Origin of the sequence: Tenacibaculum sp. (assembly GCF_048269885.1) — a bacterium.
In the GTDB taxonomy this organism is placed as follows: domain Bacteria; phylum Bacteroidota; class Bacteroidia; order Flavobacteriales; family Flavobacteriaceae; genus Polaribacter.
The window spans coordinates 33,505-49,841 of record NZ_JBLWTZ010000016.1 but is presented as its reverse complement, the minus strand read 5'-3'; the positions used below and the strand labels follow the sequence as shown (position 1 = coordinate 49,841).

The following is a 16,337-nucleotide window of genomic DNA, read 5'->3' as shown; positions in this document are numbered from 1 at the left end:
AGCAGTTCTTTTAAGAGCTGCTTTTTACTTTTATGGTATAATATAACACACTCATATCCAAAAAGGTGTCATTCAGGGAAGTAAAGATGGAAAAGGGACTTTTGTTGTAGATATTTGGAGTGCTCAAACTACAGAGTACTTAATTTAATTTATTGGGGAAAATTAAATTATTTAAATAAGGGGTAAAAAGCAGCTTTTTTAAAAGCTGCTTTTTTTTAGATATATTTTTTAACCTTTATAAAAAGGTAACTTCACTACTTTAGCAGGAATTTGTTTCTTACGAACTTGGATAAATATATCACTATCTACTTTTGAGTTTTCAATAGTAACATACCCTAATCCAATTCCTTTTCCTAATGATGGGCTCATGGTACCTGAAGTAACACGACCAATATTGTTTCCATTAGCATCAACAATTTCATAATCATGACGAGGAACCCCACGCTCTGTTAATTCAAAAGCAACTAATTTACGAGTAACACCTGCTTCTTTTTGAGCTTTTAAAGCCTCAGCATTTACAAAGTCTTTTGTAAACTTAGTAATCCAACCTAAGCCAGCTTCTAAAGGAGAAGTTGTATCATCAATATCGTTGCCATATAAACAATATCCCATTTCTAAACGTAAAGTATCACGAGCAGCCAAACCAATAGGTTTAATTCCCCAGTCTTTACCAGCTTCAAAAACGTTGTTCCAAAGTTGTTCAACATCTTCATTTTTTACATATACCTCAAATCCACCAGAACCAGTATATCCAGTAGCAGAAACTACGACATTCGGAATTCCAGCAAAATCAGTAATTTCAAACGTATAGAATTTAATATTTGATAAATCAACAGAAGTTAACGATTGCATTGCTTCCGCAGCTTTTGGACCTTGAATAGCTAATAACGACCATTCTTCAGAACGGTTTTCCATTTCAACGTTTAAATCGTTGTGCTGAGAAATCCAGTTCCAATCTTTTTCAATATTAGAGGCATTAACCACTAACATATACTCATTTTCGGCAATCATGTAAATAATTAAATCATCTACAATTCCTCCATCAGCATTAGGCATACAGCTATATTGCGCTTTACCAGGAACTAATTTAGAAGCGTCGTTAGAAGATATTTTTTGAATCAAAGCCAATGCATTTTCTCCTTTTAAAAAGAACTCTCCCATATGACTTACATCAAAAACACCAACTCCTTTTCTAACAGTTTCGTGTTCAGCAGTTACTCCTTCGTATTGTACAGGCATGTTATAACCTGCAAAAGGAACCATTTTAGCTCCTAAAGCTTCATGTACATGTGATAAAGCTGTATTTTTCATGTGTTTGTTTTTTATTGTTTGTATTAACGCATGTAACCTTTGGTAAATAAAACAACCATTATAGGGTATATTTTATGTATGTAGGTTTCATTATTGTGTATTGTTTGTTTTAAAAAAGTGATGCTAAAGTATTGAAAAATTAGCAAACAAAACAGGCGAATCTGTGTAATATTATAAGAGGATATTACCTAAATGTTTGTTAATATTTTCCTTTTTCTACAATAGAATACTAAATTTGAGAGTAACAAATTTTATCACGATGCTAAAAAAACTATTATTTCCTCTTTTCTTACTAAATATATGTGTTGTTGTATCAGCACAAACCCCTACAGATTATTTATCAGCCGATTTTCATAAAGAACGAAGAGCAACTTTACGATCAAAAATGTCTAAAAATGCCGTAGCAGTTGTTTTTGCGAATCCAACCCGAAACAGAGCGAATGATGTAGATTATGTATTTCATCAAGATCCTAATTTTTACTATTTAACTGGGTTTAGAGAACCCAATGCGGTTTTGGTACTATTTTCTGAAAATCAAAAAGACGCTGAAGGGAATAGTTATAATGAAATATTATATGTACCTAAAAAAGACCCTCGATTTGAAATGTGGAATGGAAAACGTTTAGGAGTAGAAGGAGCAAAAAAAGAGTTAGGGTTTGCGATGGCAAAAACATCAGAAGAATTTGTTACAGATGCTATTAATTTTAAAAGCTTCAATAAAGTAAACATATTAAAGTTTAATGATGATTATAGAAACTCAGAAAGAGATAAAGGAGAGATTTACGATTTAGTAAAATCGTTTAAAAAGCAATCTGGATATAATGATAGTGTGTTAAAAGACCCAAATATAGCGTATATTCATAAGGCTATAGCAAATGTACCTGATGCGAAATTAGAAGAGGTGGCTAAAGAGCTTTCTAAAAGTTTAGAGAGTTATCCAGAGTATAAAAAAGACCCGATAATAAAAGAGTATATCTCCGCTACAGATGATGGATTACGAAGAGAACTCAAACAAAAAATAAAAATTAAACTTCAAAAAAATGGTGAATCGAATATAGACATTACTTTTTTACCCACAGCACTTGCTGAAATGCGGGAAGTAAAAATACCAGAAGAATTAAAACTGTTAACTAAGGCAATACGAATTTCGGCAATAGGACAAGTAGAAGTGATGAAAGCTATGAAACCACACATGTCTGAAACAGAGATTCAAGGAGTTCATGAGTTTGTGTATAAAAAATACGGAGCAGAATATGAAGGCTATCCGTCTATAGTTGGTGCGGGAAATAATGGCTGTGTTTTACATTACATTGAAAACAACAAAACAAAACTTGGAAATGAGCTAGTTTTAATGGATTTAGGAGCGGAGTATAGAGGATATACAGCTGACGTAACCAGAACCATACCAGCAAACGGTAAGTTTTCTCCAGAACAAAAAGCTATTTACGAATTGGTATTAAAAGCACAAGATGCAGGAATCAAGGTATGTAAACCTGGAAATCAATTTTGGAAGCCAGGAGAGGCAACAAAACAGATTATTAATGAAGGATTAGCAGCTTTGGGTATTATTAGTGCTCCTTCAGCAGAGCATAACTATTTTCCGCATGGTACTTCTCATCATATAGGCTTAGATGTTCATGATCCGGGAACCTATGGCGCTTTTAAAGAAAATATGGTTATTACCGTAGAACCTGGTATTTATATTCCTGAAGGAAGTCCTTGTGATAAAAAATGGTGGGGAATTGCAGTGAGAATAGAAGACGATATTTTAATTACAAAAAACGGACCAGTAAACCTATCAGCAGAAGCTCCAAGAACGGTTGAACATATTGAGAAAATGATGGCTAAAAAAAGTGTTTTGAATGATTTTTTACTGCCCGAATTAGATTGATAAAGAAAACACACACATTTTGTAATACAATAATATTCATAACGACAGATAACAACCTTTAACTTAAAAGAAACTACATGAAATTCAACAGAAAAACAATCTCAAACATTGTATTTGTCGTTATTATAGGCTTGTTACTATATCCGCCAACAAAAGTCTATTTTATTAGATTGGTTTCGTTTTCACCTTCAACCATTACTGAAGAACAAAGAGAAGAGCTAGTAGACTATAACTGGAATTTAAAAGGGTTAAACACTACGAATATAGATTTTAACGACACCAAGAACAAAGTTGTTTTTGTAAACTTTTGGGCAACTTGGTGTCCGCCATGTATAGCAGAAATGCCAAGTATTCAAAAGTTATATAATGATTATAAAGATAAAGTTGAGTTTGTATTTGTTAGTAATGAAGATTGGACAACAATTGATGCTTTTTATAAAGACAAAGGCTATGATTTACCAACGTATAACATTTTATCAAAAGTACCAGACCAATTAGTAAGCAACTCAATTCCTGCGACGTTTATTATGGATAAAAACGGAACTATTGTCGTAGACAAAAAAGGACCTGCCGATTGGAATAGTGATAAAATTAGAATTTTGTTAGACGAATTACTACAATAGAATATTTACCTTTGTAGCATGAGTCAAGAACAGCCAAATAATCCGCTTCACGGAATAAAATTAGCCACCATGTTAGAAGAATTATACTTAGAGTATGGTTGGGAAGAAATGGGAGAGATTTTAAACATAAATGCCTTTAAAAAGAATCCAACCTATACATCGAGTTTAAAGTTTTTAAGAACAACCCCTTGGGCAAGAGCTAAAGTAGAAAAGCTGTACCTGCAAATGTTAGGTTATTAAGGTTAGCTTAGTACTAAATTACTCCATTCTTCAGGGTTTTCAAGCATAGGGAAATGCCCTGTGTTTTCAAGCCATCGTAGTTTGTTATTAGGAATTTCTTTGTGTAATTGCTCTCCAATAGCCCTTACAGCAATAGGATCGTGGGTAGCCCAAACTATTTTTGTAGGAATTTGTGTTTGTGTCAATCCACCAATCCAACGATGCCAAAAAAAGTAACGTTCATTAATATAATTGCTCAATAAATGAATGACATTCCGACCATTATTATAGTTTAGCTGAAACCACATTTCGTTTAATTCTTCCTGAGAAACCTTAGAAACATCAACATAAATTTTGCGGATATTCCTGTTGAAAACAGTTTGATTCGCCAATTTAGCAACCCATTTCCCTGTAATTTTATTCTTTAATAACTTTTGTATAGTTCGTAGTTTGGCTAATTCAATATGCATACTACCATTGCACAAAATCAGTTCTTTGATAGAAATTTTCAGGTGATTTATATTGTTTCTAGCAATAATTTCGGTAGCGATACTCGTACCATAATCATGCGCTAGTATTGTAACCTCATGTAAACCTAGTTTTTTCCATAAAAGTAAGGCTATATCAGCTTGCTCAATTAAAGAATACGAATAGTTTAAAGGTTTATCTGAAAAGCCAAACCCTAAATGATCGTGAATAATCACTCTGTACTTTTTTGATAAAAAAGGAAGCGCTTTATAATAATCAAAAGAAGACGTAGGATATCCGTGGAGTATCACAAGAGTTTCATCAGTATTTCCTTCATCAATAATAAAAACTTGCTGATTATTAATGGTGTAAAATTCACCCTTATTTTTCCATTCTAGTGAAGTCATAAATATAGAAGCTTTGGTGTTTACAATGTACTCATTTTTGTGTAGTTTTGATTTTAGATGAAGAAAACTACTTTTTACATACTTCCTGTTTTATTTCTATTAATTATTTCTTGTTCCAAAACAGTAAAGGAACAAGCTTTAAGTATGAAAGATGTTTTTCCTAGACAGAAAAATACAGACTCCACTTTTGTTTTTGATTTAGATACAGTAAAAAGCTTTGAGTCATTAACCTCTGTTTTTTGTAAGAATTATGATAAAAGAAAAATTAAGTGTTATATCAGAACGTTAAAAAATGACATTCCTTTCCATGTGAATAGTATAATTCTTTGTGGAAAAGCTGCTTGTGGCATGATAAAATTTAAAAATATATTATTTGTTGACTCTTGTACAGATAGTTTGTTTTATCATAATCGAATAAAATATAATTTTAATTCAGTTAGCTTTGAAAACATGTTAAAAAAGCAGTTTTTTAATAATAGAAAAAAACCTGAATTTGCTGACAGTTCATATACGAGTTTGATATTTTTAGAGTTTATAGGAAGTATAAATAAATCTAAGGAAAGATTAAAGAATAAAATAGATACTATTTCAAAATCATATTATAATTTCATTACTAGTTTTAATAAGAAAAATATAGATTCTATTAAAAAAGTATACCCATTACAGATTAGGTTAGAAGAAGCTATCCCGTTTATAGATGAAAAAGGGAATCGTACTAATTTTTATAATCCACCCCCACCACCAATTCCATTAGAAATAGAAGAATAATGCCACATTTTATTGACGTTATATTACCAATTCCATTACAGAAAACATTTACTTATTCGGTAACTGAAGCAGAAGCTTCTTTCTTAAAAAAAGGAATGCGTGTGGCTGTTTCTTTCGGAAAAAGTAAAATATATACTGCCTTGGTGTTCAATATTCACCAAACTGCACCCGAATTATATGAGGCCAAAGACATTCATCAAATTTTAGATGATACGCCTATTATAACGGAACAACAACTAAAACACTGGCAGTGGATTTCGAGCTATTATATGTGTTCGTTAGGCGATGTCTACAGGGCTGCCTTACCTTCAGCATTTTTGCTAGAAAGTGAAACCATCATCTATAAAAATGAAAACTTTGAAGAAGAAGCCATATTAACTGATGAGGAGTTTTTAATTTTTGAAGCTTTAGAGCATCATTCACAGTTAACGATTCATCAAGTTGCTGATATTTTAGGAAAGAAAACCGTACTTCCTATCATTAACGGATTGCTAGAGAAGAGTGCGATTTACATCAAAGAAGAAATTTACGAGACCTACAAACCTAAACTGGTTAAGTATGTTCGATTACATAATAAGTATGCCTCAAATGAAGGCTTACAAATGCTTTTAGAAGAACTTTCAAGAGCGAAAAAGCAACGAGAAGCGGTACTGACATATTTTCAGTTAGCGGCGGCTAAAAAGCCGATAAAAGCAAAAGATTTAGAAGAACAATCGGGAGCTTCTTCCGCAGTTTTAAAAGCCTTGGTAGAGAAAGATATTTTTGAATTTTATCATATTCAAACCGATCGAATTAGCTATCAAGGAGAAACGAATCAGATAAAAGAGTTGAATGAGTTTCAACAAGAAGCCTTCAATCAAATAAAAACTTCTTTTGAAACACAACAGGTAAGTTTATTACACGGGGTTACAGGCTCTGGTAAAACAGAAATTTATGTAAAGCTGATTAAAGAAGTGATTGCTGAAGGAAAACAGGTATTGTTTTTACTACCAGAAATCGCTTTAACAACCCAAATTATTACCCGTTTACAAAACTATTTTGGAAACTTTATTTCAGTATTCCACTCTAAATATTCGATGAACGAACGAGTAGAGGTGTGGAATAATGTTTTAGAAAACAAACCGAAAGCACAAATTGTTTTAGGAGCGCGTTCTTCGTTGTTTTTACCGTTTTCAAACTTAGGATTGATTGTAGTGGATGAAGAGCACGAAACATCTTATAAGCAATTTGAACCGTCACCACGTTACAATGCGCGTGATGCTTCGGTAGTATTGGGTCATTTACACCAAGCAAAAGTATTGTTAGGTTCTGCAACACCATCAATAGAGAGTTATTTTAATGCTGAGCAAAACAAATACGGATTTATAGCATTAACGCGTCGTTTCGGGAACATTCAGTTGCCTAAAATCGAGCTGATAGACATTAAAGAAAAGCATCGAAAAAAGGAAATGAATGGTCATTTTTCGGATCGTTTATTAAAAATGATTACCGAAGCGTTGGAGGAAAAAGAACAGGTTATTTTATTTCAAAACCGACGTGGATTTTCGCCTGTGGTAGAGTGTACCACTTGTGGGGCGTCTCCTCAGTGTCCGAATTGCGATGTGAGTTTAACCTATCATAAATTCCGTAAAGAGTTAAAATGTCATTATTGCCATTACCAACGCGCAATGCCGAATAGTTGTGGCGCTTGTGGAAGTGCTACCTTAGACACCAAAGGTTTCGGAACGGAGCAAATTGAACTCGAGCTAAAAGAGCTATTTCCAAATCATACTATTGGACGAATGGACTTGGATACCACCCGAGGAAAATATGGGTATCAAAAGATTATTGGGGCTTTTGAAGCACAAGAAATTGATATTTTGGTAGGAACGCAAATGCTTTCTAAAGGATTGGATTTTGAAAATGTATCGTTGGTAGGAATCTTAAATGCAGATTCGATGCTTAATTTCCCTGATTTTAGAGCCCACGAGCGTGCTTTTCAGTTGATGGTACAAGTATCGGGTAGGGCAGGACGTACTAAAAAACAAGGGAATGTAGCGATACAAACCTACAATCCGTATCATCAGATTTTACAGCAGGTATCTACTAACAATTATACAGAAATGTATAAAGAGCAGTTGCAAGATCGTTGGCAGTTTCATTATCTGCCCTACTATCGTTTGATAAAAATCACCCTAAAACACAAAGATTACACGCGTGTTGATAACGGTATCAACTGGTTAGCAAAAGCGTTACAAAATGTGTTTCATGAACACGTATTAGGTCCTACAGCGCCTGCGGTTTCTCGTATCCGAAACCAGTATATAAAGAATTTAGTGATTAAAATTCCGCCAAAGCAATCCTTAGGAAAAACCAAAGAACAGCTACAAAAAATTAAAAATACCTTTGAAGCGGTCAAAGATTTTAGACCAATTCGTTTTATTGTGGATGTGGATGCGTATTAGTTTTCAATTAATAATTGAACTAATGAAAAAATGATTTAAGAGAATAGTTAGTTTGAGTATGATAGAACTTAATTATTAGTTTTTGAAATTTTAGAAATCTTATAGTTTGTACTTCAACAGTTTTTATTTTTCCACAATTTTATTTTCGGCATTATCAATTGATTGCTTACTTTCAAAATACAAATATTTAATATTTTCATATAGTTGGTCGTTATTAATTGTTGATTTTAGTGTGGTAGTTAAAAAGTCATAATTTGTATAGGTGGTTTTAGTTTTTAAAATAGTATTTAACCATTGCCACATTTTTTTCTCTCCAATTTCTTTTTCGATAGCAAGAAAAATAAGCGGTGCATAATTATAAACGTATAACTGCCTGTTTAAATACTCTGATTGAGATTTTATTTTGCTGAAAGGGATAGCTTCTTTTTTAAATTCTTGTAAATTTTCAATCTTTTTATTTATCATTTTTTCATAAACATCTTTTCCGATATTATTTTTAGTTAGCTGTAAAGCTAAATATTCTGCAAAACCTTCACTCATCATATCCCCGAGTTCGGAATTAAATACTTTATATGTACCGAAATAAAAATGACCTAATTCGTGAGCGATAAATGGACGGTAAAAATTTTGATATTCTGGTTCTATCACCTTCTCTAATCCATTTTGCCAACCAATGCTCATGATTGTTGGATATGATACAAACATCCAGCCGTCTTTTATTGACGTTGGTGTAGTATTTACAAAAACCGTTGCTAGCTCATACGGAATATTGAGTTTGGATTCATAAAATTTCTTGTAATCGTTGATGACAGAACTAAATTCGTTTATTTGTTCGTTGGTAAAATCGGAATTCAAAATATAAGTTTCATCAATATTGGAATATTCGTAATTACCACAGAAAAGTGTTAACTCTTGTGGAATTTCACTTTTAAAATGAGCCGACTGCTTTTTAACAGGTAAACTTCCGTTTACATAAATTGTATTGCAATCCTCACAAACAATTTTAATGTCGTATCTCACTTTTTCAAAAGCTTTATCTTTTTTTATATCATAAAGAACAGGATACCAAGCCGATTGAACTCCGTCAGTTCTTAAAGAATTATGATTAAAAGCAATATTTCCCTTCCAATCTTTTCTGCTGTAATTTTCAATGGTGTCATTCACTACCGGAAATTTACCAACATATTTTATTTGTAAAGATTTGGGTAGAAATTTCCCGTCATTACCAGCAAAATAATATGCTAAAGACTCTCCTGTAGAAGTTGAGTCTGACCAGGATTTGTTTGCATAAATCAAAAAGTCATTAGGTTCTTTACTTCTAAAATGAAGTACATTCATTCCTGAATTAAGTCTGATAAAATAATCTTTTAAATGAGGAATATCACTTAAAGTTACATCACACTCAAATGTTCCTTCTTTTATTGAAATGTTTACTTTTCCTGTAATCATCGGTACTTTCTCCTGTGCTTGAAGTTGAATTGATGATAAAATGATAGTCAGTACTAAAAAGATTTTTTTCATATAAGAATTTATTATTCTAGGGAGTTTGTTTTAAAAACTGCCAATAACTCGCTTGAGAATATAAATCCATTCAATGAGTTATATTCAACGTTAGCGAAAGGTAGTAGAATTTAGTTAAATTATTTTTCAAAAATTCCGGATATCCACAATATCCCCATTTTGTAGTTTGTTTTGGGTGTCTATAGTAAAAATGGTTATTGATACCCAATAACCTCTTTCCTTACATTCTTTCTCCATTTCCTTCCAAATGTTAAATCTAAATTTTTAAAAACCCTTGTATTGTAATCAATTAAGCATTCAGGTAGTCTTGCTTCACAACCAAAATCGTAATATTTAAGCTCATGTTTTCTTTCAAATCTTTTATCTTTTTTAGTAGTAGCTATGGGGGCAATTCCACTCATTAAATAAAGCTTAGCTTTCCCAGCTTTCCAATCTGATGAGGCTTTCTCTTTATTCAATCTACATTTAGCATCAACAACTATATGTTTAGGTCTTTTATAGTTTAGCCATTTAGATTTAAAGACAAATTCTTGAACATCATAATCTCCTGCAATTATTATTAAATGATATTCAGATTTTTTGTTTTTGGTAATAAATTTAAAATACCCTAAGCTATCTGCTTCAATAAAATCAATACTACCTTTTTCAGAGATAACTATTTTTCCTACTGGTTTTTTGCGAGTGATAGAAGAAACAATTTTCCCTCTTATTGTATCGTTGGATTGTGAATGTCCTATAGTTATAAACGCTAGAAGACAAATTGTTAGCAATTTTATTTTCTTTTTCACGATTTCATTTTTTAAGAAATTCCTCCAGAATAGCGTTCGACTATTTTCCACTTCCCATTTATCTTTTCTATTTTAATATTGTCGTTCCAAGCACATAAATCTCCACAAAAAAAGGTGTAATGTAAATAACCAACAGTGTAATTCCAATTAAATATAATTCTTGAAACGCCCAAGTAACCATACTCATTTTTTTTGGGGTTAAAGTCTTTTATGTTTTGAGGATTAATGTATTCAAAGGCAATTTTTTCATTCGAGAAATTGTAATCTAAGTTTCGCTCTTTTATCTTTCCTTTTTTCAGGTCGTAAAATAAACGTTCTTCTTTCTCAAATTTTTCTAATTCATTTTCAAACCTCTCTTTATTTTCCTTTATTTTCTCTTTAGAATAACTAATTCCGTTTGCTCCAGTATCATATCCATTAGGTTTAACAGAATTAGCTGTATTTGTATCCAGTTTAGAAAAAATATAAAGTTTTAATTGTTTATCCTCCCAATTATTAAGTTTTACTATTTCATCGAATTTTATCATTTCAAGGATAAGATCATTAATGGCTATATTCTCATTCTCAATATATTTTTCGCTTTCATAATTCTGACAGCTAAAAAGACAAATAGTGCTAAAAAGTATAAGTAAATTCTTTTTCATATTTATTCAATTAAGTATTGAAACTAATCATTATCAAAATTCCGGATATCCACAATATCCCCATTTTGTAGTTTGTTTTGGGTGTCTATAGAATAAATGGTTTCAGCAACGTACTCAGGAGTGTACAACTGGTCGTTTTCTTTCAAATCGATAAAACGTTGTAGGTTTTTAAAATCTTTTTCATCGGTGCTTCTAATATCAGTTTGCATGTTGGTATCTACCACACCAGGGTAAATAGCATTGCATTTTACTCCATGTTTAAGTTCGTTTTGTTCCGCAGCAATAGTTTTGGTCATCATATCAATAGCAGCTTTCGAGGAGCAATACACGCTCCAACCTTCATACGGTTTTACAGCTGCTCCAGAAGAAATACTAATAATCTGTTTTTTACACGTCAACTGTTGTGTGGCTTTGATAAATAAACCAGACAAAATAAGTGGAGTAGTGGTATTCAAATGAATACTTTTGGCAATATCTTCCGAAGGAATATTTTCTAGGTTCGCTATGGTACCGAGTCTACCGGCATTATTCACCAAGGTAATCGATGAAACCTCCAATTTCTGAATTTCATCTAATAACATTTTAAACGTGTTGTGTGTGGCTTTGGTATCAGATAAATCTACAGAAAGCTGTACCACATTTTCCAAATCTACAATGCTTCTGGATAGTGAGTATACTCTGTAATTTTCTTGTGCGTATTTTTCGGCTAAGGCTCTACCAATTCCTTTACTTCCTCCGGTGATGATGATTATGTTCATAGAGTAAAAATACAAAATTTGTCATTTCGAATAAGGTACGACTGAGAAATCTTATAGTTGAGTATTTGTAATTTTAAAGGTTATTTGGAGATTCATTGAGTGAGATTCCTCTCTTGCGTTCGGAATGACAAGGAACGTCATAGCGAGAAGGTCATTGAGCGAAGTCGAAATGAACGACGTGGTTATCTTTTAGTCGATACAAACTCTAGATAACTTAGAACCAAGAAAAAAGACCACTTAGCTGTTAGTGTAAAGACTTTTTGTAATTATACTATAGTCGTGGATATTGCTATTCTTTTCATATTAACGCCTTATTTTATGGCAAGTCTTGATTTTTGTTTCTTTTTATCAAGAAAAAGAATATCAACAATATTTTTTATGTTATGTAGATGTTGTTTTAACCTTAAGGCAGTAGTGTTGTCTTGTGTTGCGATACTTATGCTAGCGTTAGCAGCTATTTGAAAAATTCCTTAGAATTCTCCCAATGCACATCCATTTCAGCGAGGGTCATGTCAGAAAGTTGCTTGCCTTCTTTTTTGGCAGCTTCTTCTAAAAACTGAAAGCGATTGATGAATTTTTTATTGGTTTTTTCCAGTGCATTTTCAGGATTTACCCCAATAAAACGCGCGTAGTTAATCATAGAGAATAAGACATCTCCAAACTCTTTTTCTATTTTCTCTTGATTGTTATTTTTGATTTCGTCGTTCAATTCAGAAAGCTCTTCCTGAACCTTTTCCCACACTTGATGGGGTTCTTCCCAATCAAAACCAACACCTGCCACTTTATCTTGAATACGATTGGCTTTTACTACCGCAGGTAAACTTTTAGGAACACCTTCTAAAACGGATGTATTCCCTTCTTTTAGTTTGAGCTTTTCCCAGTTTTTCTTAACGTCTTCTTCGTTTTCGACAACTACATCACCATAAATATGCGGATGACGGTCGATGAGTTTATCTGAAATGGCGTTGGCAACATCAGCAATGTCGAAAGCTTGTTTTTCGCTTCCTATTTTAGCATAAAAGACGATGTGCAAAAGCACATCGCCTAATTCTTTTTTTATTTCTTGTAAATCGTTGTCTAAAATAGCATCTGCTAACTCGTAGGTTTCTTCAATAGTTAAATGACGCAGACTTTGTAAGGTTTGTTTTTTATCCCACGGACATTGCTCACGAAGGTCGTCCATGATATCTAACAAACGATTAAAGGCGGCTAACTGTTGCTTACGAGTATTCACGATTTAAGCTTCTTCTGTAGTTGTTTCTTCAGTTTCAACTAACGTGCTAAAGTCAAACTCAGCTTTCGCTAAGATGTTGTACCACTGAATTACTTTTTTAATGTTAGAAGCATATACACGCTCTTCATCAAACCCAGGTAATACTTCACCAAAATAAGTAGTTAATTTATTAGCACTTTCTTTGTGAGAAATTGCTTCTTTACCTTCTTCTTTATCAGCCATATTTTTAAGTACTTGTGCTAAAGGCACTTCTTCTTCGTACGTGTAAATAGCGATGTTTTCTAATAAGCTTACGTTATGAGTTGCAGTAATAGGAAAACGTTTCCCGTCAACAATAGATTTTACGATAACTCCTGTTTTAGTTTGTGATAAAATTTCATACAAACCTGGTTTACCTGTTACCGCTATAATTTTGTTAAATTCCATGTCTTAATTTTTTTAGTGTATAACTATTATCTCTTAGCATTAGGAAAACGCATGCGATACCCAGCGTTTACTTTCCCTTTTGAAATATTGTCTAATTTCTTTTTAATTATTCGTTTCTTTAATGAAGAAAGCTTGTCTGTAAATAAAATTCCTTCAATATGATCGTATTCATGTTGAAAAACACGCGCAGGTAATCCGCTTAGTGTTTCTGTGTGTTTTTCAAAATTCTCATCTTGGTATTCAATGGTAACTTTTTCTTGACGAAAAACATCCTCATTAATGGTAGGAATGCTTAAACATCCTTCATTAAAAGCCCATTCGTTACCTTCTTCTTCAATGATTTTCGCATTGATAAATACGCGATTAAAGTTTTTGAAAACTTCTTTTTCTTCTTCACTTAAATCATCATCTTCAGCAAAAGGAGAAGCATCAATCACAAACAAACGAATGTCTTTTCCTATTTGAGGAGCCGCTAAACCAAGTCCGTTAGCATTGTACATTGTTTCTCTCATATCGGCAATTAATTTATCTAACTGCGGATAGTCTTTATCGATTTCTTTTCCTACTTTACGTAAAACGGGATCTCCGTATGCTACAATGGGTAAAATCATTTACTTTTTAATTTTAAGGAATGCAAAAATACAAAGAAAGCATTGGCTAGAAAATTATTTATTGTATAAATACGATTGTAGGATGATTGTTGCACTGATTTCGTCTACCAAAGCTTTGTTTTGACGTTGTTTTTTCTTCAAACCACTATCAATCATAGTCTGAAAAGCCATTTTAGAGGTAAAACGCTCATCTACACGTTTTATGGGGATAGAAGGAATCGCTTTTTCAAGCTTTTGAAGAAAAGGAGTTATGAGTACTTCACTTTCACTATCAGAATTATCCATCTGCTTTGGTTTTCCTACTAAAAAGAGTTCAACATTTTCTTTTTGTGTGTAGTCTTTTAAAAATGAAATAAGTTCAGAGGTATCCACAGTTGTCAATCCTGAAGCAATAATTTGAAGTTCATCAGTTACAGCAATTCCTGTTCTTTTTTTTCCAAAATCTATGGCTAATATTCGGCCCATTCTATAAGTTTTTGCAAAGGTAGCTAAATTAAACAAGGAAGAAATATCTGTTTAAAAAATGTATCTTCGCAGTATATTATGGAAAGCAATTTTATTTTTGCTGAAAATATTTTAGAAAAAATGACAGAATTACAATCAATTATAGAAAAAGCGTGGGATAACCGCGAGTTGCTACAAGAAGAAGCTACGATTAATGCTATTAGAAAAGTAGTAGATTTATTAGATGCTGGAGATTTACGTGTTGCTGAGCCAACTGACACTGGATGGCAGGTAAATGAGTGGGTAAAGAAAGCAGTAGTGTTGTATTTTCCAATTCAAAAAATGGAAACTTTAGAAGCTGGTATTTTTGAGTACCACGATAAAATTCCATTAAAAAGAGGTTATGAAGCGAAAGGAATTCGTGTGGTTCCCAATGCAGTAGCACGCCACGGAGCTTATATTTCGGCAGGAACTATTTTAATGCCTAGTTATGTAAATATTGGAGCGTATGTTGATGAAGGTACGATGGTTGATACGTGGGCAACCGTGGGTTCTTGTGCGCAGATAGGTAAAAATGTTCACTTATCAGGTGGAGTAGGAATTGGAGGGGTTTTAGAGCCTTTACAAGCAGCACCTGTAATTATTGAAGACGGAGCATTTATAGGATCTCGTTGTATTGTTGTTGAAGGGGTTCGAGTAGAGAAAGAAGCGGTTTTAGGAGCGAATGTAGTATTAACAATGAGTACTAAAATTATTGATGTTACAGGTGATGAACCAGTTGAAATGAAAGGAGTAGTACCAGCACGTTCGGTTGTAATTCCTGGAAGTTATACCAAGAAGTTTGCCGCAGGAGAGTATCAAGTTCCTTGTGCTTTAATTATTGGTAAACGTAAAGAAAGTACGAACAAAAAGACTTCGTTGAATGATGCTCTTAGAGAGTATGATGTAGCGGTTTAAGAACGTATAAATAGTACAAAAAAGGGAAGGTTTTAAATCTTCCCTTTTTTATTGTTTTCATATAATTTTCTAAGCTTCGCATACTTCATATAAGAAAAAAAGGCTTGCATCATAGAAAATGTAATACCGTCTAATCCATGAAAAATACCTTTTTTAAGAATATAACAACGTAAAAAAGACCATAATCCGTGTCCTATAGGCGTAAAGAAGTTAACTTTTTTGTTTTGCTCAAAATATTCTTCCGATTGCCAAGTAGTGTACAAGTTGTATTTTCCTATAATTTGATGAAAATCCTTCCAGCCATAGTGTAATAAATGAAGTTTGGTAGTTTTTAGATTTGTAGCTTGTATGCTTTGGTGAACTTTTGTAGTTGCGGGTTTTGCTGTTTGCTTGTTAAAAAATCTACAAGTATACGATGGATACCATCCAGCAAAATCAATAGGTTGATCTTTTAAAAAGTTTTTACGTCTAAAATTATAAGCGTCGTAAGGTTCGTTTAAATACTTTCCGCTCTTAATAAATTCAAAACTATCTTCATCTAGGCGTTCATCAGCATCTAAGTTTAGAATCCAATCATTCTTACAAAATTGAAGCCCATGTACTCTTTGAGGTCCATCTCCTAAGAATTTTTGTAAATAAACTTTAGCCCCCATAGACTCTGCTATTTCAACAGTTTTATCAGAACTAAAAGAATCAATTATAATTACTTCGTCACATACTCTATTTAAAGAGGTAATACAATCTTTAATGTTTGCTTCTTCATTAAAAGTAATTACGAGACCACTTATATTCATGTGTAAATATTATTGTAGATTTGTTCGGT

At 32.7% G+C, this 16,337-nt stretch carries 17 protein-coding genes; 6 read left to right on the top strand and 11 right to left on the bottom strand.

Annotation, left to right across the window (positions count from 1 at the left end):
- Positions 1-228: 228 nt before the first annotated feature.
- Positions 229-1,311, bottom strand: coding sequence for a glycine cleavage system aminomethyltransferase GcvT (gene gcvT, locus ACN0WY_RS12680; RefSeq protein ID WP_417800581.1), 1,083 nt, complete (start codon positions 1,309-1,311; stop codon positions 229-231).
- A 259-nt stretch (positions 1,312-1,570) separates the two neighbouring features.
- Between gcvT and ACN0WY_RS12675 the strand changes: the two genes are divergently transcribed.
- The 3 genes from ACN0WY_RS12675 (at position 1,571) to ACN0WY_RS12665 (ending at position 4,065) form a co-directional block, all read left to right on the top strand.
- Positions 1,571-3,202 (top strand): aminopeptidase P N-terminal domain-containing protein, encoded by a 1,632-nt coding sequence (locus ACN0WY_RS12675; protein WP_417800580.1) that lies wholly within the window; start codon positions 1,571-1,573, stop codon positions 3,200-3,202.
- A gap of 77 nt (positions 3,203-3,279) precedes the next feature.
- Entirely contained in the window at positions 3,280-3,825 is a 546-nt protein-coding gene (locus ACN0WY_RS12670; protein WP_417800579.1) for a TlpA family protein disulfide reductase, read from the top strand.
- A gap of 18 nt (positions 3,826-3,843) precedes the next feature.
- A complete protein-coding gene (locus tag ACN0WY_RS12665) occupies positions 3,844-4,065 on the top strand; it encodes a VF530 family DNA-binding protein (RefSeq protein WP_125344916.1) in 222 nt (73 codons plus the stop codon).
- Between the two features lie 2 nt (positions 4,066-4,067).
- Here ACN0WY_RS12665 and ACN0WY_RS12660 read toward each other — a convergent pair whose 3' ends face one another.
- A complete protein-coding gene (locus ACN0WY_RS12660) occupies positions 4,068-4,919 on the bottom strand; it encodes an alpha/beta fold hydrolase (RefSeq protein ID WP_417800578.1) in 852 nt (283 codons plus the stop codon).
- A gap of 57 nt (positions 4,920-4,976) precedes the next feature.
- On the opposite strand from ACN0WY_RS12660, the gene ACN0WY_RS12655 reads away from it, so the two are divergent.
- Both ACN0WY_RS12655 and priA read left to right on the top strand, forming a co-directional pair.
- Positions 4,977-5,687, top strand: coding sequence for a hypothetical protein (locus tag ACN0WY_RS12655; RefSeq protein ID WP_417800577.1), 711 nt, complete (start codon positions 4,977-4,979; stop codon positions 5,685-5,687).
- Positions 5,687-8,131 carry a replication restart helicase PriA gene (gene priA / locus ACN0WY_RS12650; RefSeq protein ID WP_417800576.1) on the top strand — a complete coding sequence of 815 codons (2,445 nt, stop codon included), beginning with the start codon at positions 5,687-5,689 and terminating at the stop codon, positions 8,129-8,131. The genes ACN0WY_RS12655 and priA overlap by 1 nt, the downstream gene beginning before the upstream one ends.
- Before the next feature lie 123 nt (positions 8,132-8,254).
- Here the strand turns inward: priA and ACN0WY_RS12645 are convergent, their stop codons facing one another.
- The 8 genes from ACN0WY_RS12645 to ruvX all read right to left on the bottom strand — a co-directional run bounded on the left by ACN0WY_RS12645 (position 8,255) and on the right by ruvX (position 14,578).
- Positions 8,255-9,652 (bottom strand): hypothetical protein, encoded by a 1,398-nt coding sequence (locus ACN0WY_RS12645; protein WP_417800575.1) that lies wholly within the window; start codon positions 9,650-9,652, stop codon positions 8,255-8,257.
- 194 nt (positions 9,653-9,846) lie between these two features.
- Complete coding sequence (locus tag ACN0WY_RS12640) at positions 9,847-10,440, bottom strand: hypothetical protein (RefSeq protein ID WP_417800574.1); 594 nt, start codon at positions 10,438-10,440, stop codon at positions 9,847-9,849.
- A gap of 11 nt (positions 10,441-10,451) precedes the next feature.
- Complete coding sequence (locus ACN0WY_RS12635) at positions 10,452-11,084, bottom strand: hypothetical protein (RefSeq protein ID WP_253056544.1); 633 nt, start codon at positions 11,082-11,084, stop codon at positions 10,452-10,454.
- A gap of 23 nt (positions 11,085-11,107) precedes the next feature.
- Entirely contained in the window at positions 11,108-11,842 is a 735-nt protein-coding gene (locus tag ACN0WY_RS12630; protein ID WP_417800573.1) for a (S)-benzoin forming benzil reductase, read from the bottom strand.
- A gap of 454 nt (positions 11,843-12,296) precedes the next feature.
- Entirely contained in the window at positions 12,297-13,076 is a 780-nt protein-coding gene (gene mazG, locus ACN0WY_RS12625; protein ID WP_417800572.1) for a nucleoside triphosphate pyrophosphohydrolase, read from the bottom strand.
- Between the two features lie 3 nt (positions 13,077-13,079).
- On the bottom strand, positions 13,080-13,502 hold the full coding sequence (locus tag ACN0WY_RS12620; RefSeq protein ID WP_330486656.1) for a DUF5606 domain-containing protein: 423 nt from the start codon (positions 13,500-13,502) through the stop codon (positions 13,080-13,082).
- Positions 13,503-13,528: 26 nt separating this feature from the next.
- Complete coding sequence (gene def / locus ACN0WY_RS12615) at positions 13,529-14,113, bottom strand: peptide deformylase (protein ID WP_330486657.1); 585 nt, start codon at positions 14,111-14,113, stop codon at positions 13,529-13,531.
- A gap of 54 nt (positions 14,114-14,167) precedes the next feature.
- Positions 14,168-14,578, bottom strand: coding sequence for a Holliday junction resolvase RuvX (gene ruvX, locus ACN0WY_RS12610; protein ID WP_417800571.1), 411 nt, complete (start codon positions 14,576-14,578; stop codon positions 14,168-14,170).
- Positions 14,579-14,698: 120 nt separating this feature from the next.
- Here ruvX and ACN0WY_RS12605 point away from each other — a divergent pair, with 120 nt between their 5' ends.
- A complete protein-coding gene (locus tag ACN0WY_RS12605; protein WP_417800611.1) occupies positions 14,699-15,514 on the top strand; it encodes a 2,3,4,5-tetrahydropyridine-2,6-dicarboxylate N-succinyltransferase in 816 nt (271 codons plus the stop codon).
- 32 nt (positions 15,515-15,546) lie between these two features.
- Here the strand turns inward: ACN0WY_RS12605 and ACN0WY_RS12600 are convergent, their stop codons facing one another.
- Positions 15,547-16,308 carry a glycosyltransferase family 2 protein gene (locus ACN0WY_RS12600; RefSeq protein ID WP_417800570.1) on the bottom strand — a complete coding sequence of 254 codons (762 nt, stop codon included), beginning with the start codon at positions 16,306-16,308 and terminating at the stop codon, positions 15,547-15,549.
- Positions 16,309-16,337: the final 29 nt, after the last annotated feature.

What these genes read in the sequence shown, in the direction of transcription:
- ACN0WY_RS12675 (WP_417800580.1), top strand. Translation starts at nt 1,571, where the DNA reads ATGCTAAAAAAACTATTATTTCCTCTTTTCTTACTAAATATATGTGTT.
- ruvX (WP_417800571.1), bottom strand. Translation starts at nt 14,578, where the DNA reads ATGGGCCGAATATTAGCCATAGATTTTGGAAAAAAAAGAACAGGAATT.
- ACN0WY_RS12620 (WP_330486656.1), bottom strand. Translation starts at nt 13,502, where the DNA reads ATGGAATTTAACAAAATTATAGCGGTAACAGGTAAACCAGGTTTGTAT.
- ACN0WY_RS12660 (WP_417800578.1), bottom strand. Translation starts at nt 4,919, where the DNA reads ATGACTTCACTAGAATGGAAAAATAAGGGTGAATTTTACACCATTAAT.
- ACN0WY_RS12645 (WP_417800575.1), bottom strand. Translation starts at nt 9,652, where the DNA reads ATGAAAAAAATCTTTTTAGTACTGACTATCATTTTATCATCAATTCAA.
- ACN0WY_RS12630 (WP_417800573.1), bottom strand. Translation starts at nt 11,842, where the DNA reads ATGAACATAATCATCATCACCGGAGGAAGTAAAGGAATTGGTAGAGCC.
- priA (WP_417800576.1), top strand. Translation starts at nt 5,687, where the DNA reads ATGCCACATTTTATTGACGTTATATTACCAATTCCATTACAGAAAACA.
- ACN0WY_RS12655 (WP_417800577.1), top strand. Translation starts at nt 4,977, where the DNA reads ATGAAGAAAACTACTTTTTACATACTTCCTGTTTTATTTCTATTAATT.
- ACN0WY_RS12600 (WP_417800570.1), bottom strand. Translation starts at nt 16,308, where the DNA reads ATGAATATAAGTGGTCTCGTAATTACTTTTAATGAAGAAGCAAACATT.
- gcvT (WP_417800581.1), bottom strand. Translation starts at nt 1,311, where the DNA reads ATGAAAAATACAGCTTTATCACATGTACATGAAGCTTTAGGAGCTAAA.
- def (WP_330486657.1), bottom strand. Translation starts at nt 14,113, where the DNA reads ATGATTTTACCCATTGTAGCATACGGAGATCCCGTTTTACGTAAAGTA.
- ACN0WY_RS12665 (WP_125344916.1), top strand. Translation starts at nt 3,844, where the DNA reads ATGAGTCAAGAACAGCCAAATAATCCGCTTCACGGAATAAAATTAGCC.
- ACN0WY_RS12605 (WP_417800611.1), top strand. Translation starts at nt 14,699, where the DNA reads ATGACAGAATTACAATCAATTATAGAAAAAGCGTGGGATAACCGCGAG.
- ACN0WY_RS12635 (WP_253056544.1), bottom strand. Translation starts at nt 11,084, where the DNA reads ATGAAAAAGAATTTACTTATACTTTTTAGCACTATTTGTCTTTTTAGC.
- ACN0WY_RS12670 (WP_417800579.1), top strand. Translation starts at nt 3,280, where the DNA reads ATGAAATTCAACAGAAAAACAATCTCAAACATTGTATTTGTCGTTATT.